The following is a 24,511-nucleotide window of genomic DNA, read 5'->3' as shown; positions in this document are numbered from 1 at the left end:
GTTTCCTCAGGATTTTGCTTCGGAAAGGTTGCTGGCCGGATCGGTCGGCAATGGCCCCTTTACAGGCGGCTCTATCAATTCCACACGCTTGATTTCACCCACGATGAAAATGTAACTGATCACCGCCAGCAGCGCGTTGGCGCCGACGAACACCAGCGCCCATTTGAACGAGCCGGTGCTGCTGATGATGTAGCCGATCACGATAGGGGTGGTGATCGATGCAATGTTACCGAAGGTGTTGAACAGCCCGCCGCTCAGACCGGCGATCTGCTTGGGCGAAACGTCGGACATGACGGCCCAGCCCAGTGCGCCCACGCCTTTGCCGAAGAACGCCAGTGCCATGAAGCCTACGACCATCCACTCAATGTCGACGTAGTTGCAGGTCACGATGGTGGTCGACAGCAGCAGGCCGCCGATGATCGGTGCTTTGCGGGCGAAGGTCAGCGAATGGCCTTTGCGCAGCAGGTAGTCGGAAATGATCCCGCCCAACACCCCGCCGATGAAGCCGCAGATGGCTGGCAAGGACGCGATGATACCGGCCTTGAGGATGGTCATGCCGCGCTCCTGAACCAGGTACACCGGGAACCAGGTCAGGAAGAAGTAGGTGATGCCGTTGATGCAGTACTGGCTCAGGTAGATACCCAGCATCATGCGGTTGGTCAGCAACTGCTTGATGTAGTCCCACTTCGGACCGCTGTTGGCGACCTTGTCCTTGCCTTTACCCTTGTCCTGATCCAGATCGACCAGGCCGCCATTACTGGCGATGTGGTTGAACTCGGCCTCGTTGATCATCGGGTGATTGCGCGGACCGTAGATGATCTTCATCCAGATCGCCGAGAACAGAATGCCGATCGAGCCCATCACGATGAACACATGCTGCCAGCCGTAGGTGTAGACGATCCAGCCCATCAACGGTGCGAACAGCACAGTCGCGAAGTACTGCGCGGAGTTGAAGATCGCCGAGGCCGTGCCGCGCTCCGCGGTCGGGAACCAAGCCGCTACAATGCGGGCGTTGCCGGGAAACGAAGGCGCTTCGGCCAGGCCCACCAGAAAACGCAGCATAAACAGCGCAACGATGGCGGTGGAGATGCCGAATTCGCCGACATAGCCTTGCAGCAGCGTGAACAGCGACCAGGTGAAAATGCTGGCGGCGTAGACTTTCTTCGACCCGAAACGGTCGAGCAGCCAGCCTCCGGGGATCTGACCGGCCACGTAGGCCCAGCCGAATGCAGAGAAAATGTAGCCCAGAGTGACGGCAGTGATGCCCAGGTCTTTCTGGATGCTGGAACCAGCGATTGCGATGGTGGCACGGTCGGCGTAGTTGATCGTGGTGACAAGGAACAGCATCAACAGGATCAAATAGCGGACGTGCGTCGGCTTGGACGTTTGCATCGGTTGAACTCCCACTAGTTATTTTTTTACGCGGGTAATACTGTTTTTGGGTGTAGCGCTGCAGGCCCCTTAGAAGTGTCGCGGCGACGCCAGCTTCTACCTGCACGGGTCATGCATTCCAACGACAAAACCGCTGATCGCTCAGCGGTTCGGTCTTCGGAGGTGTTACTGCTGGCCCTGCTTGTCCATCAGGGCTGCGAGCATGTCGCATTCTTCCGGGGTCAGGTCGGTCAACGGCGCGCGGACCGGACCTGCGTCGTAGCCTGCGATCTTCGCGCCGGCCTTGACGATGCTCACGGCATAGCCCGCCTTGCGGTTGCGAATCTCCAGATAAGGCAGGAAGAAGTCATCGATGTATTTGCCGACAGCCTCGTGATCGTCACGGGCAATGGCGTGGTAGAAGTCCATCGCCAGTTTCGGAACGAAGTTGAACACTGCCGACGAATAGACCGGTACGCCCAATGCCTTGTAAGCCGCGGCGTAGACTTCAGCGGTCGGCAGACCACCCAGGTACGAAAAACGATCGCCCAGACGACGGCGGATCGAAACCATCAGTTCGATATCGCCCAGACCATCCTTATAGCCGATCAGATTCGGGCAGCGCTCGGCCAGTTTTTCCAGCAGAGTCGGGGTCAGGCGGCAAACGTTACGGTTGTAGACCACGACACCGATCTTGACCGACTTGCAGACCGCTTCAACGTGAGCGGCAACGCCGTCCTGGCTGGCTTCGGTCAGGTAGTGCGGCAGCAACAGCAGGCCTTTGGCGCCCAGGCGCTCGGCTTCCTGAGCGTATTCGATGGCTTGGCGAGTCGGACCGCCCACGCCTGCAAGGATCGGCACGCTGGTGGCGCAGGTATCGACGGCAGTCTTGATGATTTCGGAGTATTCGCTGGCTGCCAGCGAGAAGAACTCACCTGTGCCGCCTGCTGCGAACAGAGCGCTGGCGCCATACGGGGCCAGCCACTCGAGACGCTTGATGTAGCCAGCGCGATGGAAGTCGCCCTGGGCATTGAAATCGGTAACCGGGAAGGACAGCAGACCGGAAGAGAGGATGGACTTCAGTTCTTGTGGATTCATTATTCGAACACCCTGTGGGACATAAATGTGAATGGATCACCGGGGCAGCGCCGATGTCGTAAGTCATCGTACAACTGAAAATAAATTCCCTCAACAGGGATTTGCGGGTTTTTCTCTGACGGGGCGATGAGTGGGGCCACAGGCCTTGGCGGGCGGGGGTTTGGTGGGATTGAGAATTGCGGAAAGTTATACGATGACTACCGAGCGGTTCATGCTGAGTGCGCGTACGTGGGGCGCTGATCGTACCTGACTCGGGTAAGCGCCCTGTCGGCCCGAGACGCTCTGCCCCACTTTAACAGCGGGCAGAGAGCATTATTATCAGGCAGGGCGGGGAACAACCTGACGACAGGCGATCAGGCCCGCTGCGATTCAGCCTCTTCATGAGCATGGCGCAAGCGTTCGCGGCTGTTGGTCAGGTGCAGACGCATAGCGGCGCGAGCGGCATCGGAATCCTGGCGGGCGATGGCGTCGTAGATTTCCTCGTGCTCGCGGCTGAGCCGGTCCATGTAATGCTGCTGGTCATCGTGGGCCAGACGGGCGGAATTGAGGCGGGTACGCGGAATGATGCTGGTGCCCAGGTGAGTCATGATGTCCGTGAAGTAGCGATTACCGGTCGACAACGCGATCTGAAGGTGGAACTGGAAGTCGGACGCCACGGCATCGGTCGCATGGGCGGCGCTTTCGTTCAGGGCATCCAGCGCTGCACGCATGGAAGCCAGCTCTTCGGCACTACGGCGCTGCGCGGCCAGCCCGGCGGACTCGACCTCCAGGCTGATGCGCAACTCGAGAATCGCCAGCACATCGCGCAAGGTGACGATGGTCGCCGGATCGATCCGGAAGCCGCTGGGGCTTGGCGTGTCCAGCACGAAGGTGCCGATCCCGTGCCGGGTTTCCACCAGACCGGACGCCTGCAGGCGCGAAATCGCTTCGCGCACCACGGTGCGACTGACGCCCTGCTCTTCCATGATTGCCGATTCGGTAGGCAGTTTATCGCCGCGCTTGAGCTGCCCGCTGCGGATACGCTCGGACAGTTCAGTCACCAGCTCCTGCGCAAGACTGCGGTGTTTTCTACGGGCGCGGGGCGCAGCGCTTTGATTTTCCATATCCAACATCGATCTCTGGACAGTTAAACAAGCGTCAATCATAGCTCAGCGGTTGTATGATCACACCTCAAAAGCTGAGCCCTATCATCCGAAGACCTTGTCAGGCGGGCTCGGAGGCCTTGCGTTCGACCAGTTGGCCATCCTCGACCTGCACATGCCGGCCATGAAAACGCTTGATCGTGCTGCGATGTCCCACGCTCAGGAGCGTCAGGCCAGGAATCTGCTCGATAAGGGCGTGGTGCATCGCCGCCTCGTCTTCCTCGTCCATAGCTGAAGTCGCTTCATCCATATACAGCCAGCGTGGCGCCAGCAACAACGCGCGTGCGAAGGCTACCCGTTGCTGCTCGCCGGGCGACAACACGCGTTGCCAGTGGTCACTCTCGTCAAGACGCGGCACCAGCGTTTCAAGACGGCATTTCTGCAGCGCCTCGACGTACCATTCGGCCGGGTATTTGTCGCCCGGCTGTGGATAACTCAGCACTTCGCGTAACGTGCCAATCGGCAGATAAGGCCGCTGCGGCAGAAACAATGCTTGCCCGGCAGGCAGGCTGATTCTGCCTGCGCCTTGCGGCCATAAGCCGCCGAGCGCCCTGAGCAGGGAGCTTTTGCCACTGCCCGAACGACCGCTGAGCATGACCCGCTCACCCGGCTCGATGTGCAATTGGGCGTTGCGCAGCAATTGTCGGCCACCGGCGAGGGTCAGCCCCAGATTCTGCAGGTCCAGCGCATTGTCGGCGTGCACCATTTCAATGGCTGGCACCTGGCTCTCATGATCGGTCATGGCCTGGCGGAAGCTCAGCAGACGATCACTGGTGGCGCGCCAGGACGCCAGCGTGTCGTACGCACTGATGAACCAGCTGAAGTTCTCCTGCACGTTGCCAAACGCCGAGTTGATCTGCATCAGATCGCCCAGTTCGATCTTGCCCGCGAAGTAGCGGGGCGCGGCGACGACGAATGGAAAGATAATCGCGATCTGCCCATAACCCGATGTGAAGAACGTCAGGCGCTTCTGCACCTTCATCGACGTCAGGACGTTGTTCCAGATCATCGAGAACCGGCCACTCAGACGCTGGTTTTCGTTACGCTCGCCGTCGGACAGCGCGATGCTTTCGGCGTTTTCCCGCACTCGCACCAGTGCATAACGCAGGTCCGCTTCGTAGCGTTCCTGTTGGTTGTTGAGCGGAATCAGACGCCGACCGATCCAGTGCGTCAGCAGGCTGCCGACGATTGCGTACAGCATCGCCGCCCAGAACATGTAACCGGGGATGTTGATGCCGAACAGTTCGATGCTGCCCGACACGCCCCACAGAATCACCGAGAACGACACCAGACTGACCACTGCGCTCATCAGGCCAAGCCCGAGACTCAAGGTGCTGGAAGTGAATTCGTTGAGGTCTTCGGACAAACGCTGGTCGGGGTTGTCGGTGTAACCGCCCTGCTCCAGGTGGTAGTAATTCTTGTGCGCCAGCCAGCGGGCGAAATGCTGCTCGGTCAGCCAGCGCCGCCAGCGAATCTTGAGCATCTGGGTCAGGTAGAGCCGGTACACCGCGGCAAAGATCGCGATGGCGGCCAGGCCGCTGAAGTACAGAATCAAGTGCGTGAACGCGCCGGTGTCCTTGTTTTGCAGCGCGTTGTAGAACTCTCGATACCAGCTGTTGAACAGCACCGACATCTGCACACTGAACAGTGACAAAGCCACCACGGCGACCAGCAGCAACCAGGCCATGGTCTTGTCTTCACTGCGCCAGTACGGCGTGATCAGCCTCCAGACCCGGGAAAAGAACGCCCCGTTCACGGTGTCGTTGACGATGGAGTATTCGGCATTGCGTTTCATGTGAGTCAGGCCCGCTGTCTATAAAAGAACGATGCCTGACCACAATGAAGCAAAAAAACATCTAAACGGTCACAATGAAAAAAGCTTCATCAACGCCGCACGGGGCGTTTCTGCAATTTGCGCTGCAAGGTCCGGCGGTGCATGCCCAACGCTCGGGCCGTCGCCGAAATATTGCCTTCGTGCTCGGTCAGCACGCGCTGAATGTGCTCCCACTGCAGGCGATCCACCGACATGGGATTTTCCGGCACCAGCGTGTCGAGGTTGGCGTGCTCGGACAGCAAGGCCGCCAGCACATCGTCGGCGTCGGCCGGTTTGCACAGGTAATTGCAGGCGCCGCGCTTAATGGCTTCGACCGCTGTGGCGATGCTCGAGTAACCGGTGAGGATTACCACGCGCATGTCCGGGTCCATTTCCAGCAGCTTGGGCAGCAGCACCAGGCCTGAATCGCCGTCCATTTTCAGGTCCAGCGCGGCATACTCGGGAATGTCCTGTTGCGCGAGCAACAAGCCCTCCTCGGCGGAACCGGCGGTGCTGACCCGAAAACCGCGACGGCTCATGGCGCGGGCCATGACGCGCGTAAAGGTCGCGTCGTCGTCGACCAGCAGCAGGTGCGGCAACTCTTCGCCTTCCACCTGGATCTCTTCGTCACTCATGTTTCTTCTCCTCGCGTGTCACGGGGCAGTCGCAGCTCGGTGAGCGTACCGCCTTCTTCATGACTGTAGAGCTTTACCGAGCCACCCGCGCGGGTGACGCTGGCCTTGCTCAGGAACAGACCCAGGCCGAAGCCTTTGCCCTTGGTAGTAAAGAACGGTTTGCCGATCTGCTCGGCGATGGCCAGCGGTACACCGGCACCGTGGTCACGAATGCTGATACAGACTTCCGCATTGTCCCAGTCCAGATTGACTTCCAGGCCATCGGGGCAGGCATCGGCGGCGTTGTTGAGCAGGTTGAGCAGCGCCTGGGTCAGGTCCGGCGGCGGCGCCAGCATGGGCACTTCGTTCTTGCCCAGTTTCTGGAAACGATAACTCACCTCGGGGCGCATCAGGTGCCAGCGGTTGAGCGACTCGTCCAGCCATTGCGTTGCGGGCTGATACTCCACTGCCATTCGCCGATTGGCCTCGGCGGCGCGCACCAACTGTTGCAGCGTCTGCTTGCACTGTTTGACCTGTTCCTGCAGCACCGACAAATCGTCCTGCAAGGCTGGATCGCTGTGATCCTGACGCATCTCCTTGAGCAGCACGCTCATGGTCGCCAGCGGCGTGCCCAGTTCATGAGCGGCACCAGCGGCCTGCGTGGCAACGGCCAATAGCTGCTGATCACGCAGACCTTCCTCGCGGCGCTCGGCGCGCAGTTGATCCTGGCGGCGCAACTCCTCGGCCATCTTCGCAGCAAAGAAGGTGATCACCCCGGCCGCCAGCGCGAAGCTCAACCACATGCCATAGATCTGCATGTTTTCACGGGCAATCGGGTAGGTTTCCAGCGGGTAGGACTGCACCATGAGGAAGGTGTAGAGCCCCAGCGCGAAGCCGGACAGAATCAGCGAATAACGCCACGGCAAGGTCGCGGCGGCAATGGTCAGCGGCACCAGGTAATAGGAAACGAAGGGATTGGTCGAACCGCCCGAGTAATACAGCAAGGCACTGTGGATCAACAGGTCCAGCGCCAGTTGCAAGGCGTATTCCAGTTCGGTCAGCGGCAGCGAAGTACGCAGGCGGATGACGGTCAGCAGGCACAGCACCAGCGAACACCCCAGGGTGATCGACAACTGCATCCACGGCAGCGGCAGAAAGTCGAACAGCCACGCGATACCGACCGAACCGGCCTGGGCGGCCAGCACAAGGATGCGGATGAATGTCAGGCGCCACAGGTTCTGGCGCGTGGCTGAAAGCATTTGAACGGGGGCGAGCATGAGCTCTCCTGATGAGCGCTCCAGGCGGATCGCGACGAGTATAACCAAGCACGACACAAAACTGGAAAAGTGCGTCAACGCGCCGCATCAACCGACGCCTCGCCTACGCAGGAACCACAATCAAAGGCTAGAGTCTCATGAGTCTGCGCCGTTCGACAGTGGTTGGCGGCCGTCTGATAACAAGGAGTGCTCATGTTCCCCCTTCGCCCTGCCACCACGTTATTGGCGCTGGCCGCCGCCACCCTGTTCAGCCTGCCGACCCTGGCCGAAGAAGCCCGTTACAACCAGATCTCACTGCGTGCCGAAGTCCATCAGGAAGTGCAGCGCGACCTGATGCTGGTGACGCTCTACACCGAAGCGCAGGACAGCGACCCTGCCAAGCTGGCTGCGCAGATCACCGAGACGGTGAACAAGGCGCTGGGCCAGGCGCGCCAGGCCAAGGACGTGAAGATTCGTCAGGGCAGCCGCAACAGTTATCCAATCTACGACGACAAGGGCCAGAAGATCACGGGCTGGCGTGAGCGCGCCGAAGTACGTCTGGAGAGCGCCGACTTCGCTGCACTGTCCAAACTCACCGGTGAGCTGCTGGGTGATCTGAAAATGGGTGGCATGGACTTCTCGATCTCGCCGTCGACGCGCAAGGCCAGTGAAGACGCCCTGCTCAAGGATGCCGTGACCGCCTTCAAGGCACGCGCACAACTGGTCACCGAAGCGCTGGGCGGCACTGGTTACAAACTGATCAACCTGAACCTCAACACCTCCGGCTATCCGCAGCCTTACCTGCGTGCACCGGTCATGATGATGAAAGCGTCACGTGAAGACGCCGCGCCGACGCCCGATGTCGAGGCTGGCACCAGCCAGGTCAGTGTCGCGGCCGATGGCGTGATCGAAGTCGCCATTCCCTGAATGCCTGATCGTCGCACCTGACTGATCCGGCCCGTCTGATCGTGTCCGCCGGGACACGATCAGACGCCCCGCTCCATTCTCTCCTGCGCCTGTTAGCGACCCGGCTGCTCTCATCGCTGGTCAGCCGTGCCTCCGGTATGGCCGCGCGCTACCGAGCAAGCGGTCAGCAGAGGCAAATTATCGGCAAGTAAGATTTGTCCGACTCCGATCAAGTGCGGCACTATCGGTGTCTATTCGCTTGTCGACACTCAAGCACGATTATTGCCGCACATCGCGAGGCCTTCATGGGACAAACCATCTTCAAACCGCTGCTCCTGACCACCGCGCTGCTGGCCTGCGCGCCTCTGGCGCAGGCAGCCAGCACCCTGGTGTACTGCTCGGAAGCAAGCCCGGCGGGATTCGACCCCAGTCAATACACCAGCGGCACCGACTTCGATGCTTCGGCTGAAACCGTCTTCAACCGCCTGACCCAGTTCAAGCGTGGCGGCACGGAAGTGGAACCGGGCCTTGCCACTAAATGGGACGTCTCTGCGGACGGGCTGACGTACACCTTTCACTTGCGTGAGGGCGTGAAGTTTCACACCACCGACTATTTCAAGCCGGGCCGCACCTTCAATGCCGACGATGTGCTGTTTACCTTCAACCGTCTGTTGGACCCGAACCACCCGTTCCGCAAGGCCTACCCGTCCGAATCGCCGTATTTCACCGACATGGGCCTCAACACCACCATCAAGCAGGTCGAGAAGGTCGACGCCAATACCGTCAAATTCACGCTGAACAACATCGATGCCGCGTTCGTGCAGAACCTGGCCATGAGCTTTGCGTCGATCCAGTCGGCTGAATACGCCGATCAACTGCTCAAGGAAGGCAACGCGCAGGACCTGAACCAGAAACCGATCGGCACCGGGCCATTCGTGTTCAAGCGTTACCAGAAGGACTCGCAGATCCGTTACGTCGGTAACACCGAATACTGGAAACCCGAGGACGTGAAAATCGACAACCTGATTTTCTCGATCAACAGTGACGCAGCGGTGCGCCTGCAGAAGCTCAAGGCCGGTGAATGTCAGGTCAGCGGCTACCCGCGCCCGCAGGACATTGAAGAAGTACAGAAGGACCCCAAGCTTAAGGTGCTCAGCCAGCCCGGTTTCAACCTGGGCTTTCTGGCGTACAACGTGACTCATGCGCCGCTCGATCAACTCAAGGTGCGTCAGGCGCTGGACATGGCCATCGACAAACCGGCCATCATCAAGGCGGTTTACCAGAGCGCCGGGCAACTGGCCGAAAACGCTCTGCCGCCGGGCCAGTGGAGCTACGATCCGACCATCAAGGACGCTCCCCGCGATCTGACCAAAGCCAGGCAGTTACTGAAAGAAGCCGGTGTGGCGCCGGGCACCACGATCAATCTGTGGGCCATGACGGTTCAGCGCGCCTCCAACCCGAATGCACGCATGTCGGCGCAGATGATCCAGTCTGACTGGGACAAGATCGGCATCAAGGCCAACATCGTCAGCTATGAGTGGGGCGAGTACATCAAGCGCGCCAAGGCCGGCGAGCATGACGCGATGATCTACGGCTGGACTGGCGACAACGGTGACCCGGACAACTGGCTGGGCGTGCTGTACAGCTGCGCTGCCGTGAAGGGCAGCAACTACGCCAAGTGGTGCGATCCGGCGTACGACAAGCTGGTGCAACAGGCCAAGCTCACCACCAACCGCGACGAGCGCATCAAGCTGTACCAACAGGCCCAGCACATCCTCAAGGCCCAAGTGCCAATCACCCCGATCGCAAACTCCAAGGTGTTCCAGCCGATGCGCAAGGAAGTGCAGGACTTCAAGATCAGCCCCTTCGGCCTGACTCCCTTCTACGGCGTCAGCCTGGGCAAGTGAGGTAACAACACAGCCCCAACCGGGTGCATTTATCTCACCCGGTTGCGCCTTAATGGTGCGAACAAAGGTTCGAAACCGACCTCGCAAACGATCAAATACCCGGAAAATTACACTTTCGCGACATTCCTGTACGATCGTGCCACTCTTTGTGGCTTCTTTGGCGTCAGCATCTTGCTTTGGGTATGGCCCCTGCATAAGTATCGGATGGATCGGCTCACGAGGTCGGTCCCTCTAATCAAAAAATGACAACAACTGAGGCCACCATGCTCAAACACGCGGTCATTCCGTTTCTAGTCGGCGCTACCCTGCTCGCAAGTGCACCTTTCGCTCACGCAGCATCGAATCTGGTGTTTTGCTCCGAAGGCAGCCCCGCGGGCTTTGACCCGGCCCAGTACACCACCGGCACCGATTTCGATGCGTCGGCAGAGACCATGTTCAACCGTCTGGCCCAGTTCGAGCGTGGCGGCACTGCCGTTCAGCCGGGCCTGGCGACCAGTTGGGACATCTCCGACGACGTGCTGACGTACACCTTTCATCTGCGCAAGGGCGTCAAGTTCCACACTACCCCGTACTTCAAGCCGACTCGCGAATTCAACGCCGACGACGTGCTGTTCACGTTCAACCGCATGATCAATCCGGAGATGCCGTTCCGCAAAGCAGCGCCGACGGAATTCCCGTACTTCACCGATATGGGCATGGACAAGAACATCGCCAAGATCGAGAAAGTCGACGACTACACCGTCAAGTTCGTGCTGAACACCGTTGATGCCGCGTTCATTCAGAACCTGGCGATGAGCTTCGCCTCGATCCAGTCTGCCGAGTATGGCGACCAGCTCCTCAAGGAAGGCAAGGCAGCGGACATCAACCAGAGGCCGGTCGGCACTGGTCCGTTCGTGTTCAAGAGCTACCAGAAGGATTCCAACATCCGCTTTACCGGCAACAAGGATTACTGGAAGCCTGAAGACGTCAAGATCGACAACCTGATCTTCGCCATCACCACCGACCCGTCGGTGCGCATCCAGAAGCTCAAGAAAGGCGAATGCCAGATCACCGCCTATCCGCGCCCGGCGGACCTCGAGCCGCTCAAGGCCGACAAGAATCTGAAAATGCCTGACCAGGCTGGCTTCAACCTGGGTTACATCGCCTACAACGTGATGGACAAGATCAAAGGCGAGGACCGCGAGAACCCGCTGTCCCAGCTCAAGGTGCGTCAGGCCCTGGACATGGCTGTCAACAAGCAGCAGATCATTGACTCGGTCTATCAGGGCGCAGGCCAACTGGCCGTCAACGCCATGCCGCCGACCCAGTGGTCCTATGACACCACGATCAAGGATGCCCAGTACGATCCCGAGAAAGCCAAGGCCCTGCTCAAGGAAGCCGGCATCAAGGAAGGCACCGAAATCACCCTGTGGGCCATGCCTGTACAGCGTCCGTACAACCCGAATGCCAAGCTGATGGCCGAAATGCTCCAGTCCGACTGGAAGAAGATCGGTATCAACGCACGCATCGTCAGCTACGAGTGGGGCGAGTACATCAAGCGCGCCAAGAACGGCGAAAACGGTGCCATGCTGATTGGCTGGAGCGGTGACAACGGTGACCCGGACAACTGGCTCGGCACCCTGTTCGGCTGTGACGCCCTCAATGGCAACAACTTCGCCAAGTGGTGTGACAAGCCTTACGACGCCATCATCAAGCAGGCCAAATCGACACCTGATCAGGCCAAGCGCACCGAACTGTACAAACAGGCGCAACACCTCCTCAAGGACGCAGTGCCGATGACGCCTATCGCGCACTCGACGGTCTATCAGCCCATGAGCACCAAGGTACAGGACTTCAAGATCAGCCCCTTCGGTCTGAATTCCTTCTATGGTGTAAGCGTGAAGTAAACGCGCTCCGACTGTGCTGTTAAGGCAGCACAGTCATTGCTCTATCTGAATCGAAACACTCGTCCGGTTAGTTGACCAAGTGTAACTAGAAGCACTTAGCCATCTAGCCGGAGGAGTTTTCCTACACGTCTTGCAGCCTCTTAGCCTATTTACCAGACGCCTTCAGCGACATACCGTCAGAAGGTGATGGCAGGCAGGAAGCCCGCCATCAATGGCCCGGGAACTGCAAGTACCGTATGTATTCAGGTTATTGCCTAAGGGCCTGTTAGTTATCGAGCCTGAGTGCTCGTCCTTGAAGGATAGGGATCATCATGCGTAAAACTCTTGCGATGACGTCTTGCCTGGGTCTGGGTCTGCTTGCGCTGGCACCCATGGCCAACGCAGCGAGCAATCTGGTGTTCTGCTCCGAAGCGAGCCCGGCTGGTTTCGACAGCGCGCAGTACACGTCGGCCACCGACAACGATGCCTCGGAACCGATCTACAACCGTCTTACCGAATTCAAGCAAGGCGACACCACTGTGGTGCCTGGGCTTGCGACCTCATGGGACGTCTCGCCGGACGGTCTGGTCTACACCTTTCACCTGCGCGAAGGTGTGAAGTTCCACAGCAACAAGGACTTCAAGCCCAGCCGTGATTTCAATGCCGATGACGTGCTGTTCACTTTCAATCGCATGCTCAAGGCCGATCATCCATTTCGTATCGCCTACCCGACCGAGTTTCCGTACTTCACCGGGATGGGGCTGAACAAGAAGATCAAGTCGGTCGAAAAGACTGATCCGCTGACCGTGGTCTTCACCCTGAACACCGTCGATGCCGCATTCATTCAGAACATCGCAATGAATTTTGCCGGCATTCTCTCGGCCGAATATGCCGAGCAGTTGATGGCCCGCGGCGATGTGCGCGACATCAATCAGCAACCGATCGGCACCGGCCCGTTCGTGTTCCAGCGTTATCAGAAGGACTCGCAGATTCGCTACCGCGGCAACAAGGAATACTGGGACCCAAGCCGGGTGAAGATCGACCAACTGATTTTCGCGATCAACACCGATGCGTCAGTGCGCATGCAGAAGCTGCGCAAGAACGAGTGTCAGGTCACCCTCAACCCGCGGCCGGCCGACCTCGAAGCGCTCAGGGCTGACAAGCAGTTGAAGGTCATGGAGCGTCCGGGCTTCAACCTCGGCTACATCTCCTACAACGTGCGCCACGAACCCCTGGGCAACCTGCAGGTGCGTCAGGCGCTGGACATGGCCGTCAACAAGAAAGCCATCATCAACGCCGTGTATCAGGGTGCAGGTCAACTGGCGGTCAACGCCATGCCGCCGACCCAATGGTCCTATGACGACACCATCAAGGACGCCGCCTACGATCCGGAAAAGGCGAAGCAGATGCTGCGCGATGCCGGTATCAAGGAAGGCACCGAGCTGACGCTGTGGGCGATGCCGGTGCAGCGTCCTTACAACCCCAACGCCAAATTGATGGCCGAGATGCTCCAGTCGGATTGGGCGAAGGTCGGTATCAAGGTGAAGATCGTCAGTTACGAATGGGGCGAGTACCTCAAGCGCACCAAGAACGGCGAACACGATATTTCGCTGATCGGCTGGACCGGTGACAACGGTGACCCGGACAATTGGCTGGGCACGCTGTACAGCTGTGCCGCCATTGGTGGTAACAACTACTCGATGTGGTGCGACGAGAAATACGACGCGCTCATCAAGGCCGCCATCGCGACGACCGACCGGGAGCAACGCACCGATCTGTACAAGCAGGCTCAGCGTTATCTGAAAGAGCAGGTGCCGATCACGCCCATTGCCCACTCGACGGTCAATCAGCCGTTGCGCAAGGAAGTGGAAGGTTTCCACGTCAGCCCGTTTGGTCGTAACAATTTTTCGGGCGTCAGCGTCGCCGAGTAACCCGATAAACAGCGATATCGCTCGCCGCACTGTCTAGCGGCGAGCGATTCGGCTGTGCCCAGAATCTATAACAAGGCGGGGCCTTAAACCCTGCATCACCAAAGCCAGAACTCAAAAAACTGGCGTTTATAAAAGTAGTAAAGGGAGCTGTACATCGTGAAAACAACCAGCACTGCGTTACTGGCTTTATCCCTCTCGTCGTTCGGCGCGATGGTTCAGGCAGAGCCCGCAAGCCAGGCATTCGTGCCAACCGAACTGAGTTCGAAAAACGCCCAGGCCGACGCCAACGGCTTCTTTGAAGACCAACACCTGACCGGCACCACTCGTAACTGGTATGCCAACGAGTTGCGACGTCGTGACAGCACGTTCTCGTATACCGATGACGGTGTCCGGAAACAGACTCCGCGCCGTATCAACTGGCAACAGGGCACCATCGTCAACTACACCTCGGGATTCACTCAGGGCGTCGTTGGCTTCTCTACCGAACTCGCGCTTTACAACGCTGTCGCGCTGGATCGCGATACCGGTGACTTCGCTGGCAACTCCAACCGTACGCTGGCTGACAGCGACGGTGACGCGGTAGGCCAGTGGAGCAAGATGGGTCTGGGCAACGTCAAGGCCCGTGTTTCCAACACCACGCTGACCATGGGTCGCCAGTCGGTGAACACTCCGGTGATCGCTTTCATCGGCAACCGTGCACTGCCGTCCAGCTTCCAGGGTTTCGCGGTACAGAGCGACGAGTTCAACAACCTGTCTCTGCAGGCTGGCAGCTTCGATCGCGTATCGCCACGTATGGAACAGAGCCTGGACAAATTCCGCTCCGAGTACGGCGACCGCAGCCAGACCGCTGACCGTCTGGACATGTTCGGCGGCGACTACAAGCCATCCGAAAGCCTGACCGCCAGCTTCTACGCTTCGAACCTGGAAGACTTCTGGCATCAGTACTACTTCGGCTTCACCCATGAACTGGGTGACAGCAAGGTGTTTGCCCTGAGCAGCAACCTGAACTACTACAAGACCAAAGATTCCGGTCAAAGCAAACTGGGCGCGATCGACAACGACACCTACAGCCTGTCGTTCACCGGTACGCACAACGCCCACAGCGTGAGCATCGCCTACCAGGAAGTCGCCGGTAATGAGTACTTCGATTACGCCCACGACACCAACGCCATCTTCCTGGCCAACTCCCTGCTCTCGGACTTCAACGGCCCGAACGAGAAATCCCTGCAGATCGCCTACGTGCTGAACATGGCCTCGTACGGTGTACCAGGCCTGAAATTCAACATCTACCAGGCCCGTGGCTGGGACATCGACGGTACCCATTACAAAGGCACCGGTTATACCGATGTGCTGGCAATGGACGGCGAAACCCACTACGAGTACGGCATCGGCACGTCTTACTCCGTACAATCCGGTCCACTCAAGGCCACGGCCATCCGTGCGACCTACACCACGCACCGCGCCAGCGAAAACCAGGCTGATGGCAACATCAACGAGTTCCGTCTGGTCACCACCATTCCGTTCAACATTCTGTAAATGATGATGAAACGGCGGCCGACATGACGTCAGCCGCCGTTTCGCATTGCATCAAGGAGGCTTCTATTGAAACTGCTATCGCTCCGCGCTTCGATCGCCATTGCGCTGCTCAGCGCTGCTGCATCCGTCTCGGCCAAGCCGCTGGTGGTCTGCACAGAGGCCAGCCCTGAAGGTTTCGATATCGCGCAGTACACGACCGCCGTCACGGCAGACGCCTCGGCAGAAACCATTCTCGAACGTCTGGTCGCCTTCACCCCCGGCACGACTGACACGGTTCCAGGCCTCGCCGAGAGCTGGGACATCAGTGAGGATGGCCTGACCTACACCTTCAAGCTTCGTAAAGGTGTAAAGTTTCAGACCACCGACTATTTCAAACCCACCCGCGAAATGAACGCCGACGACGTGGTCTGGAGCTTCCAGCGCCAGCTGGACCCGAAGCACCCGTGGCACGCACTCTCGCTGGTCGGCTACCCTTATTTCGAGAGCATGGACTTCCAGAACCTGCTCCAAAGTGTCGAGAAAGTCGACGACTCCACGGTGAAGTTCACCCTGACGCGCCCCGAGTCACCGTTCCTGCGTGACCTGGCCATGCCGTTCACCTCGATCTACTCCGCCGAGTACGCCGACCAGTTGCTCAAGAGCAACAAGACCGGCGAATTCAACAGCAAGCCCATCGGCACCGGTCCGTTCATCCTGACACGCTATGCCAAGGATGCTCAGGTCCGCTATAAAGCCAACCCGGATTACTGGAAAGGCAAGGTTCCGAGTGAGGCGCTGATTTTCGCGATCACTCTGGACAACAACACACGCCTGCAAAAGCTCAAGGCCAATGAATGTCAGGTTGCGCTTTATCCAAAACCTGACGATATTGCCAACATCAAAGCGGACCCCAATCTCAAGATCGACGAGATGGAGTCCATGATGACCAGCTATGTGGCGATCAACACCTCGCACAAATACCTGAGCGACGCTCGCGTGCGACAGGCGATCAATCTGGCGTTCGACAAGAAGTCCTACATCAGGGCGCTGTTTGGCGAAGGCAAGGCCACTGAGGGCGTAGGTCCGTACCCACCGACCATGATGGGCTACGACACCGAGAGTCAGGCAACGCCTTATGATCCGGAAAAGGCCCGCGCTTTGCTTAAGGAAGCTGGCGTACCCGACGGTCAGGTGTTTACCCTCTTCGCCCGCAATGGCGGCGCGGTGACCAACCCCAATCCGATGGTAGGCGCCCAGATGCTCCAGTCGGACCTGGCCAAGGTAGGCATCAAGCTCGACATTCGCATCATGGAATGGGGCGAAATGCTCAAGCGTGCCAAGAAGGGTGAACATGACATGGTCTTCGCAGGATGGGCTGGCGACAACGGCGACCCGGACAACTTCCTGACCCCCAACCTGAGCTGCGATGCAGCGAAGAATGGCGAAAACTATGCCCGCTGGTGCAACAAGGAGTTTGAAGCGGCAATCACCGAAGCCCGGAAAATTACCGAACCGAGCGAACGGGCTGCCCTCTATAAGCAGGCTCAAAAAGTGTTCAATCAGGAACAGCCCTGGATCAGCCTGGCTTATCCAAAGCTGTTCGTGGCAATGCGCAAAAATGTCGAAGGCTTTCATATCAGCCCGCTGACCAATAACAACTTCACCACGACCGGGGTGAAGTAGAAAAAACCACCGCCTGCGCTCCACAAGAGCAAGGGCGGTATGCCTGACCGGCTGATGAGGTACACCACAAGATGTTTAGTTTTATTGCCCGCCGGGTGGGGTTACTGATCCCTACCTTCTTCGGCATTACCCTGCTGACGTTCGCGCTGATTCGCCTGATTCCAGGCGACCCTGTGGAAGTCATGATGGGCGAGCGCCGGGTCGACCCGGAAATGCACGCCCAGGCCATGGAACGCCTTGGCCTGAACAAGCCGCTGTATGCGCAGTACATCGATTACATCGGCAAGCTCGCCCAGGGCGACCTCGGTGAATCGCTGCGTACGCGCACCAGCGTCTGGACCGAATTCACCTCGCTGTTCCCGGCAACCCTTGAGTTGTCGCTGGCAGCGCTGATTTTCGCTGGCGTCATCGGGCTGCTTGCCGGTGTGATCGCAGCCCTCAAGCGAGGGTCCCTGTTCGACCATGGGGTGATGGGGATTTCCCTCGCCGGGTACTCGATGCCAATCTTCTGGTGGGGCCTGATTCTCATCATGTTCTTCTCGGTGTCGCTGGGCTGGACCCCGGTTTCCGGGCGTATCGATTTGCTCTACGACATTCAGCCGGTGACCGGCTTCATGCTGATCGACACCCTGTTAAGCGATGAAGAAGGCGCGTTTCTCGACGCCCTGCATCACCTGATTCTTCCGGCCATCGTGCTGGGCACCATTCCACTGGCGGTCATCGCCCGGATGACCCGCTCCTCGATGCTCGAAGTGTTGCGTGAAGACTACGTGCGGACCGCCAGAGCCAAGGGCCTGTCGCCTGCACGCGTGGTATTCGTTCACGGCCTGCGCAACGCCCTGATTCCGGTCCTGACCGTGTTCGGCTTGCAGATCGGCACCTTGCTGGCCGGTGCGGTACTGACCGAAACGATCTTCTCCTGGCCGGGCATCGGCAAGTGGCTGATCGAAGCCATCGGCGCCCGTGATTATCCGGTCGTGCAAAACGGCATCCTGCTGATCGCCTGCCTGGTGATCCTGGTCAACTTCGTGGTGGACATCCTCTACGGCTTTGCCAACCCACGCATCCGTCACCAGCGCTGAGATCATCGATATGAGCACACCTACTCCTGCGGTAGCAGTCGATCAAAGCCTGCTTTATCCGTCTCCGTACAAAGAATTCTGGCAAGCGTTCGCCAAGAACAAAGGCGCCGTTGCCGGCCTGATCTTCATGATCGTCATCGTGTTCTGCGCGCTGTTCGCCCCCTGGGTGGCACCGCACGACCCCAGCGAGCAATACCGTGATTTCCTGCTGACTCCGCCGGTCTGGCTGGAAGGCGGCCAATGGCAGTTCATCCTCGGCACCGACGAACTGGGCCGCGACCTGCTGTCGCGCCTGATTCAGGGCTCGCGCCTGTCATTGCTGATCGGCCTGTCCTCGGTGGTCATGTCGCTGATCCCCGGCATTCTGCTGGGCCTGCTGGCGGGTTTCTTCCCACGCGTTCTGGGCCCGTCGGTCATGCGCCTGATGGACATCATGCTCGCCCTGCCCTCGCTGCTGCTGGCCGTAGCCATCGTGGCGATTCTCGGCCCTGGCCTGATCAACACCGTGATCGCCATCGCGATCGTCTCGCTGCCGTCCTATGTCCGTCTGACCCGCGCTGCGGTGATGGGCGAACTGAACCGCGACTACGTGACTGCTGCCCGTCTGGCTGGCGCTACCCTGCCGCGTCTGATGTTCATCACCGTGCTGCCCAACTGCATGGCGCCGCTGATCGTTCAGGCGACCCTGAGTTTCTCGTCGGCGATTCTCGATGCCGCCGCACTGGGCTTCCTGGGCCTTGGCGTACAACCGCCGACGCCTGAGTGGGGCACCATGCTTGCCTCGGCCCGCGATTACATCGAACGCGCCTGGTGGGTCGTCAGCCTGCCCGGCCTGACCATTTTGCTCAGCGTGCTGGCAATCAACCTGATGGGCGACGGCCTGCGCGATGCGCTGGACCCGAAACTCAAGAACGCCGCCTGAGGAGATTCGTATGTCACTGCTTGAAATCAAGAATCTCAACGTCCGCTTCGGCGACGCCAAGGCCGTACCCGTCGTGGACGGTCTGTCCCTGAGCGTTGACCGAGGTGAAGTGCTGGCCATTGTGGGCGAGTCGGGTTCGGGTAAATCCGTGACCATGATGGCGCTGATGGGCCTGATCGACGCACCCGGCATCATCACCGCCGACGCACTCAACTTCGACGGCAAGGACCTGACCAAACTCAGCTCACGCCAACGTCGGCGCATTGTCGGCAAAGACCTGGCGATGGTCTTCCAGGACCCGATGACCGCACTGAACCCCAGCTATACCGTGGGCTTCCAGATCGAAGAAGTGCTGCGTCAACACTTGGGAATGTCCGGCAAGGCGGCGCGTCAGCGTGCGCTGGAATTGCTGGAAAAGGTCGAGATCCCCGGCGCTGCCGCACGCCTGAATGCTTACCCGCACCAACTGTCCGGCGGCATGAGTCAGCGCGTTGCAATTGCCATGGCGATTGCCGGCGAGCCGAAACTGCTGATCGCCGACGAACCGACCACCGCACTGGACGTGACGATTCAGGCGCAGATCATGGAATTGCTGCTCAGCCTGCAGAAAGAGCAGGACATGGCACTGGTGCTGATCACCCACGACCTGGCGGTGGTGGCTGAAACCGCCCAGCGGGTCTGCGTGATGTACGCAGGTCAGGCCGTTGAAGTGGGCCAGGTGCCCGGTCTGTTCGACGTTCCGGCGCATCCGTACAGCGAAGCGCTGCTGGCCGCGATTCCGGAACACAGCATGGGCGCCGAGCGTCTGGCGACTCTGCCGGGCATGGTTCCTGGCCGTTATGACCGTCCGCAGGGTTGCCTGCTGTCGCCACGCTGCCCGTACGTGCAGGACAACTGCCGCGTTCAGCGTCCGGCGCTGGACCCCAAGGCTCATAGCCTGGCGCGTTGCTTCTATCCCTTGAATCAGGAGGTGGCGTGATGAGCGTCGTACTTACCGCCCGCGACCTTACCCGTCACTATGAAGTCTCGCGTGGCCTGTTCAAAGGCACGGCGCTGGTGCGTGCCCTCAACGGCGTCTCGTTCGAACTGGAAGCGGGCAAGACCCTGGCTGTGGTGGGTGAATCCGGTTGCGGCAAGTCCACCCTGGCACGCGCACTGACCCTGATCGAAGAACCCTCGTCCGGCTCGCTGAAAATCGCCGGTCAGGAAGTGGCAGGCGCCAGCAAGTCCGAGCGCAAGCAGTTGCGCAAGGATGTGCAGATGGTGTTTCAGAGCCCCTACGCGTCGCTCAACCCACGGCAGAAGATTGGTGATCAGCTTGGCGAACCGTTGCTGATCAACACCCAGCTGTCTGCCGCGGAACGCCGCGAGAAAGTGCAGGCGATGATGGCTCAGGTCGGCTTGCGCCCTGAACACTATCAGCGCTACCCGCACATGTTCTCCGGTGGTCAGCGTCAGCGTATCGCGCTGGCCCGGGCCATGATGCTGCAGCCCAAGGTGCTGGTGGCGGATGAACCGACCTCGGCGCTGGACGTGTCGATTCAGGCACAGGTGCTCAACCTGTTCATGGATCTGCAGCAGGAATTCAACACAGCCTATGTGTTCATTTCTCACAACCTGTCGGTGGTGCGTCACGTTGCCGATACCGTGCTGGTGATGTATCTGGGCCGGCCTGCGGAAATGGGTCCCAAGGAAGAAATCTACAGCCGTCCGCTGCACCCGTACACCCAGGCACTGCTGTCAGCGACTCCGACCATTCATCCTGATCCACTGAAACCCAAGATCAAGATCGTCGGTGAACTGCCCAACCCGCTCAACCCGCCAAGCGGCTGCGCTTTCCACAAGCGTTGCCCGTATGCGACCGAGCGTTGCGCAACCGACATACCGGAACTGCGTCTGGTGGATAACCGTCAAGTGGCCTGCCACTACGCCGAGCAATTCGTCGCCGCCTGATCGGGTTGAACGGATACAGCCCCGAGCGAGTGGACATGTCCATTCGCTCGGGCGCCTGAACCTGAAGGATGGACCGCTGTTGGAGTGGACTTGTCCACGAACAGGCCAGTGCATCCGACAAGAATCCGTAAGCGTCCAGCCAAGTCGTCTACCCGGGCCCGCAAAGCCAATACATGGTGTGCACTTAAATTTAAGTGGGCACCAGCTCTAGCCTTTTAAGCGGGTATTTCATGCAGCCAACACGCCGCTCCTATTCCAAGTCCCTCAAAGCCCAAGTCATTCAGGAGTGTGCCCAGCCCGGTGGTTCGATTGCCAGCATCGCGCTCAGCCATAGCCTCAACTCCAACCTCGTCCACAAATGGATTCGCCTGCAAGCGCAGAAAAACACAGCGATGCAACCTGCATTTATTCCGTTACCCATGCTGCTGGCCGGGGCCAACTCGCCCCCATCATCATAGAATATCTGCGTTGAAATATAGCACCCGCGCGACACCGTCAAAGTGAACTGGCCAACTGAAAATGCGCCTGCCTGCGCGACCTTTCTTCGAGACCTTTGCGATGATTCGCATCGACTCCACCTGGCTCGCCACCGAGCCGATGGACATGCGCGCCGCATTGGCCAAGGTAATCGCGGTGTTCGGTGCGGCCACACTGTGCTTATCTGTTCACCAACCGCCGCGCCAATCGCATGAAAGTGCTAGTGCATGACGGCTTGGGAATATGGCTGGTGGCGCGCCGATTGAACCAAGGCAAGTTCCACTGGCCTGGCATTCGCCATGGCTCTGAGATAGAACTGGATACTGAGCAACTTCAGGCATTGGTGCTGGGTCTGCCATGGCAACGCGCAGGTTCTGAAGGCTTGATCACACTGCTTTAACGGCTGCCATTAACCTATCGGTCTATCGTCGCGAGGCGCCTGCTCTGGCAAAATCCGGCGCATGACGTCTTCTCCCAATCTCAACCAAATGTCCCCCGACCAACTGCGTGCTTTGGCAGCACAGTTGCTGTCGCAGGCTGGCACGATGGGCAAGAAAATCAACCGTGATCAAACAGTCATCGAGAAACTGACCCACAAGATCGCGCAACTCAAACGTTTGAAGTTTGCCAAGCGCAGCGAGCAGATGAATCCTGAGCAGACCAGTTGACCCGATGGCCTGATCAATACCGATATCTCAGCGATTGAAGCAGAGTTTCGGGCCTTGCAAACAGTGCCAGCGGCGACCAAAAAAAAGCAGAAGCCTAAGCGCACTGCATTACCGGCTGAATTTCCTCGCACGTTGATCCATCACGAACCGGATATGCGGCTGCGCGCTCAAGCGCATCGGCGAGGACGTCAGCGAGAAGCTGGATTACACGCCCGGCGTATTTACTGACTGGAGTTCAGTTGCAGCCGCTGGTCGATGCGCTGCGCGACGTGGTACTAGGGCAGCAGGTTGTTCATGCTGATGAAATACCCGAGCAAATGCTCATGCCGGAAACGAAGAAGACTCACCGCCTCCTATGTTTGGGCCTACGCCACCAGCCAGTTCTCAGATGTGGCAGCGGTGGTTTACGACTTCAGCCCTAGCCGCGCCGGAGAGCACGCTCGCAACTTCCTGAATGACTGGAAGGGCAAGCTGGTCTGCGATGATTTTGGCGGTTGCAAAGCCAACTTCGAACTAAGCGTGACGCAGATCGGGTGCATGGCTCATGCGTGACGTAAGTTCTTTGAACTGCACGCTACGAATACAAGCACGCTTGCGGAGCAAGCCCTGCGTTATATCCAGTTGCTGCACGAAATCGAAAGCGAAGTTCGCGATCTGGAGCCGTATTTACGGCGCCGAATACGGCAAGAAAAAGCCGTGCCGGTAATGAACATGCCGCATGCCTGGATGCTTGCCCAGCGTGACCTCGTGCCCGAGGGCTCGGCCATCAGCAAAACACTTGATTACCGCCTGAAACGCTGGGCAGCGTTGTCGCGCTACCTCGATGACGGGGCCGTCCCCATAGACAACAACTGGGCAGAAGACCAAATAAGGCCATGGGCGCCTGGACGTACGAACTGGCTCTTCGCAGGATCGTTACGCAGCGGAAAACGGGCTGCGGCGATTCACTTAGGGGGGGGAGCCATATGTGGGCCACAACCACCTTCGGAGTCGGCTTTAAGGATGGTTTGATCTGGCGCGACGTAGAGTGTGATCTTGCACTCCACATTTCTCGTTTCGTCGGCGTAATAATTGGTGATGTTTCGAACACCACCACTTACGTTCTCACTGCTGCCTTTGTAGACCGTATCGGTTTTAAAATGTGATTCAAACCAGACGAGGGTAAATACACCGTCTGAATTCTGATTAATCTGATGTGGCCCGCCCCACATCTTGTACGCTTCACTGACATTACGGCCCTCCCAAGCTGATCTAGCCATCAGCTCAGGAACAGAAGCGCAGGCACTGGTCAACGTTATGCTCGCGAGCAATAAAGGCTTGAGCGCACGAATTACCATGTCGGATTCTCATCAAATTTGCGGGCGCGGTACTCACTCGCAGGCTTCAGCGCCGCTCCAACGTGGGCGTTTATCATCTTTAAGGAATTGCTGCACGCCTCTGGATCCAGATCGTTTTGTGCGTGTGCCCGGTCAAGCACAGGACCCATCACGTCGAATTCTTTTGACAGGTTTGCGCACGCGGTCTTTGTGCTCGTATCACCCGGCTCGGCCAGTTGCTCTTTGCACTGTTTGCCGAGTGCATCGAGCTTCCTGAAGTCAACGCGAGCGCACTGTTCCGGTATAAGCTCATCGAGTTGCGCAGCCTGGAACCTGTTCAACGTCTGCATGGCTTTGTCCATGTCACCGCTGATGTTCTCCATCACTGTCTCGCGGCAAGCATTGCTACGCTGTGCGGCCATTATGCGAGCGGGCTCCTGCTGCATCTCAACGATCACCTTGGCAATCTCCTCGCGCAAAGAACCGCAGGCCAGAGGCTTGGCGCCGGATTGCAGTTGACTGTCGCAAGCCTTGGTCAGAAACGCAACGGTATCGGTTTTGACCCCTCCGCACTGCGTAGGGGCGTAGGGCACAGCACCACTAGAGGGCTTTGGCGGTACACCTGCGCATGCGGAGAGAAAACCAAACACAGCGACAGTCGCTACAGTTTTGAATATGTTCGCAATCATCAATTAAAACCTGAAGAAGTTCGGCCACTGAATTTCGTAAGCCTAATTGAAGACCGTATTTTATTTGATGACGACTCTCAATAGTACACGTGTGCTATTGAATCATCCGTGGAGAGCAGTGATACGAGCAACGCCATCGCTAACGCCAACTCATCACTCAATACATCGAACCACGTTGGACTCTCGAAGCGATGGGAAAACTACAAGCAGGCAAATCCCTTTGTGATGAGCTTCTAGCTTATGCAAGGTGAGCTCGGCAGACGCTTACCAGAATCCGGCGTTCGATACACCGTCTTCGCGGAC

At 58.7% G+C, this 24,511-nt stretch carries 21 protein-coding genes and 1 pseudogene; 14 read left to right on the top strand and 8 right to left on the bottom strand.

Annotated features, from left to right (window positions below; genetic code table 11):
* Positions 1-6: 6 nt before the first annotated feature.
* The 6 genes from BZK31_RS03960 to BZK31_RS03935 all read right to left on the bottom strand — a co-directional run bounded on the left by BZK31_RS03960 (position 7) and on the right by BZK31_RS03935 (position 7,315).
* Positions 7-1,392, bottom strand: coding sequence for an MFS transporter (locus tag BZK31_RS03960; RefSeq protein ID WP_083181411.1), 1,386 nt, complete (start codon positions 1,390-1,392; stop codon positions 7-9).
* A gap of 165 nt (positions 1,393-1,557) precedes the next feature.
* Positions 1,558-2,469 carry a 5-dehydro-4-deoxyglucarate dehydratase gene (gene kdgD / locus BZK31_RS03955; RefSeq protein WP_083181410.1) on the bottom strand — a complete coding sequence of 304 codons (912 nt, stop codon included), beginning with the start codon at positions 2,467-2,469 and terminating at the stop codon, positions 1,558-1,560.
* Positions 2,470-2,822: 353 nt separating this feature from the next.
* The gene (locus tag BZK31_RS03950; protein ID WP_083181408.1) at positions 2,823-3,572 is read right to left on the bottom strand and encodes a FadR/GntR family transcriptional regulator; all 750 of its coding nucleotides are present in this window, start codon (positions 3,570-3,572) and stop codon (positions 2,823-2,825) included.
* A 100-nt stretch (positions 3,573-3,672) separates the two neighbouring features.
* Positions 3,673-5,406: an ABC transporter ATP-binding protein/permease gene (locus BZK31_RS03945; RefSeq protein ID WP_083181406.1), complete on the bottom strand. Its 1,734-nt coding sequence runs from the start codon at positions 5,404-5,406 to the stop codon at positions 3,673-3,675.
* Positions 5,407-5,495: 89 nt separating this feature from the next.
* Positions 5,496-6,059, bottom strand: coding sequence for a response regulator transcription factor (locus tag BZK31_RS03940; protein ID WP_083181405.1), 564 nt, complete (start codon positions 6,057-6,059; stop codon positions 5,496-5,498).
* The gene (locus BZK31_RS03935; protein ID WP_083181403.1) at positions 6,056-7,315 is read right to left on the bottom strand and encodes an ATP-binding protein; all 1,260 of its coding nucleotides are present in this window, start codon (positions 7,313-7,315) and stop codon (positions 6,056-6,058) included. The genes BZK31_RS03940 and BZK31_RS03935 overlap by 4 nt, the downstream gene beginning before the upstream one ends.
* Positions 7,316-7,507: 192 nt before the next feature.
* On the opposite strand from BZK31_RS03935, the gene BZK31_RS03930 reads away from it, so the two are divergent.
* The 14 genes and pseudogenes from BZK31_RS03930 to tnpC form a co-directional block, all read left to right on the top strand.
* The gene (locus tag BZK31_RS03930; protein WP_083181402.1) at positions 7,508-8,221 is read left to right on the top strand and encodes an SIMPL domain-containing protein; all 714 of its coding nucleotides are present in this window, start codon (positions 7,508-7,510) and stop codon (positions 8,219-8,221) included.
* A 284-nt stretch (positions 8,222-8,505) separates the two neighbouring features.
* Positions 8,506-10,107 carry an ABC transporter substrate-binding protein gene (locus BZK31_RS03925; RefSeq protein ID WP_083181400.1) on the top strand — a complete coding sequence of 534 codons (1,602 nt, stop codon included), beginning with the start codon at positions 8,506-8,508 and terminating at the stop codon, positions 10,105-10,107.
* A 263-nt stretch (positions 10,108-10,370) separates the two neighbouring features.
* The gene (locus BZK31_RS03920) at positions 10,371-11,993 is read left to right on the top strand and encodes an ABC transporter substrate-binding protein (RefSeq protein WP_083181399.1); all 1,623 of its coding nucleotides are present in this window, start codon (positions 10,371-10,373) and stop codon (positions 11,991-11,993) included.
* A 311-nt stretch (positions 11,994-12,304) separates the two neighbouring features.
* Entirely contained in the window at positions 12,305-13,903 is a 1,599-nt protein-coding gene (locus BZK31_RS03915) for an ABC transporter substrate-binding protein (RefSeq protein WP_083181397.1), read from the top strand.
* Between the two features lie 156 nt (positions 13,904-14,059).
* Positions 14,060-15,439 (top strand): OprD family porin, encoded by a 1,380-nt coding sequence (locus tag BZK31_RS03910; protein WP_083181396.1) that lies wholly within the window; start codon positions 14,060-14,062, stop codon positions 15,437-15,439.
* A 66-nt stretch (positions 15,440-15,505) separates the two neighbouring features.
* Positions 15,506-17,101: an ABC transporter substrate-binding protein gene (locus tag BZK31_RS03905; RefSeq protein WP_083181394.1), complete on the top strand. Its 1,596-nt coding sequence runs from the start codon at positions 15,506-15,508 to the stop codon at positions 17,099-17,101.
* Positions 17,102-17,172: 71 nt separating this feature from the next.
* Positions 17,173-18,183, top strand: coding sequence for an ABC transporter permease subunit (locus BZK31_RS03900; RefSeq protein WP_083181393.1), 1,011 nt, complete (start codon positions 17,173-17,175; stop codon positions 18,181-18,183).
* Positions 18,184-18,193: 10 nt separating this feature from the next.
* Positions 18,194-19,105 carry an ABC transporter permease subunit gene (locus BZK31_RS03895; protein ID WP_083181391.1) on the top strand — a complete coding sequence of 304 codons (912 nt, stop codon included), beginning with the start codon at positions 18,194-18,196 and terminating at the stop codon, positions 19,103-19,105.
* Between the two features lie 10 nt (positions 19,106-19,115).
* Positions 19,116-20,084 (top strand): ABC transporter ATP-binding protein, encoded by a 969-nt coding sequence (locus BZK31_RS03890; RefSeq protein ID WP_083181390.1) that lies wholly within the window; start codon positions 19,116-19,118, stop codon positions 20,082-20,084.
* A complete protein-coding gene (locus BZK31_RS03885; protein WP_083181388.1) occupies positions 20,084-21,058 on the top strand; it encodes a peptide ABC transporter ATP-binding protein in 975 nt (324 codons plus the stop codon). The genes BZK31_RS03890 and BZK31_RS03885 overlap by 1 nt, the downstream gene beginning before the upstream one ends.
* Before the next feature lie 230 nt (positions 21,059-21,288).
* Entirely contained in the window at positions 21,289-21,516 is a 228-nt protein-coding gene (locus BZK31_RS29155) for a transposase (RefSeq protein WP_102136503.1), read from the top strand.
* Between the two features lie 61 nt (positions 21,517-21,577).
* Complete coding sequence (locus BZK31_RS29675) at positions 21,578-21,766, top strand: hypothetical protein (protein WP_167377839.1); 189 nt, start codon at positions 21,578-21,580, stop codon at positions 21,764-21,766.
* The gene (tnpB, locus tag BZK31_RS30460) at positions 21,747-21,935 is read left to right on the top strand and encodes an IS66 family insertion sequence element accessory protein TnpB (RefSeq protein WP_208617174.1); all 189 of its coding nucleotides are present in this window, start codon (positions 21,747-21,749) and stop codon (positions 21,933-21,935) included. The genes BZK31_RS29675 and tnpB overlap by 20 nt, the downstream gene beginning before the upstream one ends.
* 61 nt (positions 21,936-21,996) lie before the next feature.
* Positions 21,997-23,148 (top strand): annotated as a pseudogene (gene tnpC, locus BZK31_RS30455) (IS66 family transposase); the annotation flags it as partial.
* Here tnpC and BZK31_RS29670 read toward each other — a convergent pair.
* On the bottom strand, positions 23,148-23,540 hold the full coding sequence (locus tag BZK31_RS29670) for a hypothetical protein (RefSeq protein ID WP_167377837.1): 393 nt from the start codon (positions 23,538-23,540) through the stop codon (positions 23,148-23,150). The pseudogene tnpC and the gene BZK31_RS29670 sit on opposite strands and share 1 nt — an antisense overlap.
* Positions 23,534-24,208: a hypothetical protein gene (locus tag BZK31_RS03865; protein WP_083181387.1), complete on the bottom strand. Its 675-nt coding sequence runs from the start codon at positions 24,206-24,208 to the stop codon at positions 23,534-23,536. The genes BZK31_RS29670 and BZK31_RS03865 overlap by 7 nt, the downstream gene beginning before the upstream one ends.
* Positions 24,209-24,511: the final 303 nt, after the last annotated feature.

Origin of the sequence: Pseudomonas floridensis (genome assembly GCF_002087235.1) — a bacterium.
Lineage (GTDB): Bacteria > Pseudomonadota > Gammaproteobacteria > Pseudomonadales > Pseudomonadaceae > Aquipseudomonas > Aquipseudomonas floridensis.
The sequence above is the reverse complement of the archived record's forward strand: the minus strand, read 5'-3'. Positions and strand labels throughout refer to the sequence as shown.

Bases quoted from the DNA above. Each gene is read 5' to 3' on its own strand.
- BZK31_RS03960 (WP_083181411.1), bottom strand. From the start codon at position 1,392: ATGCAAACGTCCAAGCCGACGCACGTCCGCTATTTGATCCTGTTGATG.
- kdgD (WP_083181410.1), bottom strand. From the start codon at position 2,469: ATGAATCCACAAGAACTGAAGTCCATCCTCTCTTCCGGTCTGCTGTCC.
- BZK31_RS03950 (WP_083181408.1), bottom strand. From the start codon at position 3,572: ATGGAAAATCAAAGCGCTGCGCCCCGCGCCCGTAGAAAACACCGCAGT.
- BZK31_RS03945 (WP_083181406.1), bottom strand. From the start codon at position 5,406: ATGAAACGCAATGCCGAATACTCCATCGTCAACGACACCGTGAACGGG.
- BZK31_RS03940 (WP_083181405.1), bottom strand. From the start codon at position 6,059: ATGAGTGACGAAGAGATCCAGGTGGAAGGCGAAGAGTTGCCGCACCTG.
- BZK31_RS03935 (WP_083181403.1), bottom strand. From the start codon at position 7,315: ATGCTCGCCCCCGTTCAAATGCTTTCAGCCACGCGCCAGAACCTGTGG.
- BZK31_RS03930 (WP_083181402.1), top strand. From the start codon at position 7,508: ATGTTCCCCCTTCGCCCTGCCACCACGTTATTGGCGCTGGCCGCCGCC.
- BZK31_RS03925 (WP_083181400.1), top strand. From the start codon at position 8,506: ATGGGACAAACCATCTTCAAACCGCTGCTCCTGACCACCGCGCTGCTG.
- BZK31_RS03920 (WP_083181399.1), top strand. From the start codon at position 10,371: ATGCTCAAACACGCGGTCATTCCGTTTCTAGTCGGCGCTACCCTGCTC.
- BZK31_RS03915 (WP_083181397.1), top strand. From the start codon at position 12,305: ATGCGTAAAACTCTTGCGATGACGTCTTGCCTGGGTCTGGGTCTGCTT.
- BZK31_RS03900 (WP_083181393.1), top strand. From the start codon at position 17,173: ATGTTTAGTTTTATTGCCCGCCGGGTGGGGTTACTGATCCCTACCTTC.
- BZK31_RS03895 (WP_083181391.1), top strand. From the start codon at position 18,194: ATGAGCACACCTACTCCTGCGGTAGCAGTCGATCAAAGCCTGCTTTAT.
- BZK31_RS03890 (WP_083181390.1), top strand. From the start codon at position 19,116: ATGTCACTGCTTGAAATCAAGAATCTCAACGTCCGCTTCGGCGACGCC.
- BZK31_RS03885 (WP_083181388.1), top strand. From the start codon at position 20,084: ATGAGCGTCGTACTTACCGCCCGCGACCTTACCCGTCACTATGAAGTC.
- BZK31_RS29155 (WP_102136503.1), top strand. From the start codon at position 21,289: ATGCAGCCAACACGCCGCTCCTATTCCAAGTCCCTCAAAGCCCAAGTC.
- BZK31_RS29675 (WP_167377839.1), top strand. From the start codon at position 21,578: ATGCGCCTGCCTGCGCGACCTTTCTTCGAGACCTTTGCGATGATTCGC.
- tnpB (WP_208617174.1), top strand. From the start codon at position 21,747: ATGAAAGTGCTAGTGCATGACGGCTTGGGAATATGGCTGGTGGCGCGC.
- BZK31_RS29670 (WP_167377837.1), bottom strand. From the start codon at position 23,540: ATGGTAATTCGTGCGCTCAAGCCTTTATTGCTCGCGAGCATAACGTTG.
- BZK31_RS03865 (WP_083181387.1), bottom strand. From the start codon at position 24,208: ATGATTGCGAACATATTCAAAACTGTAGCGACTGTCGCTGTGTTTGGT.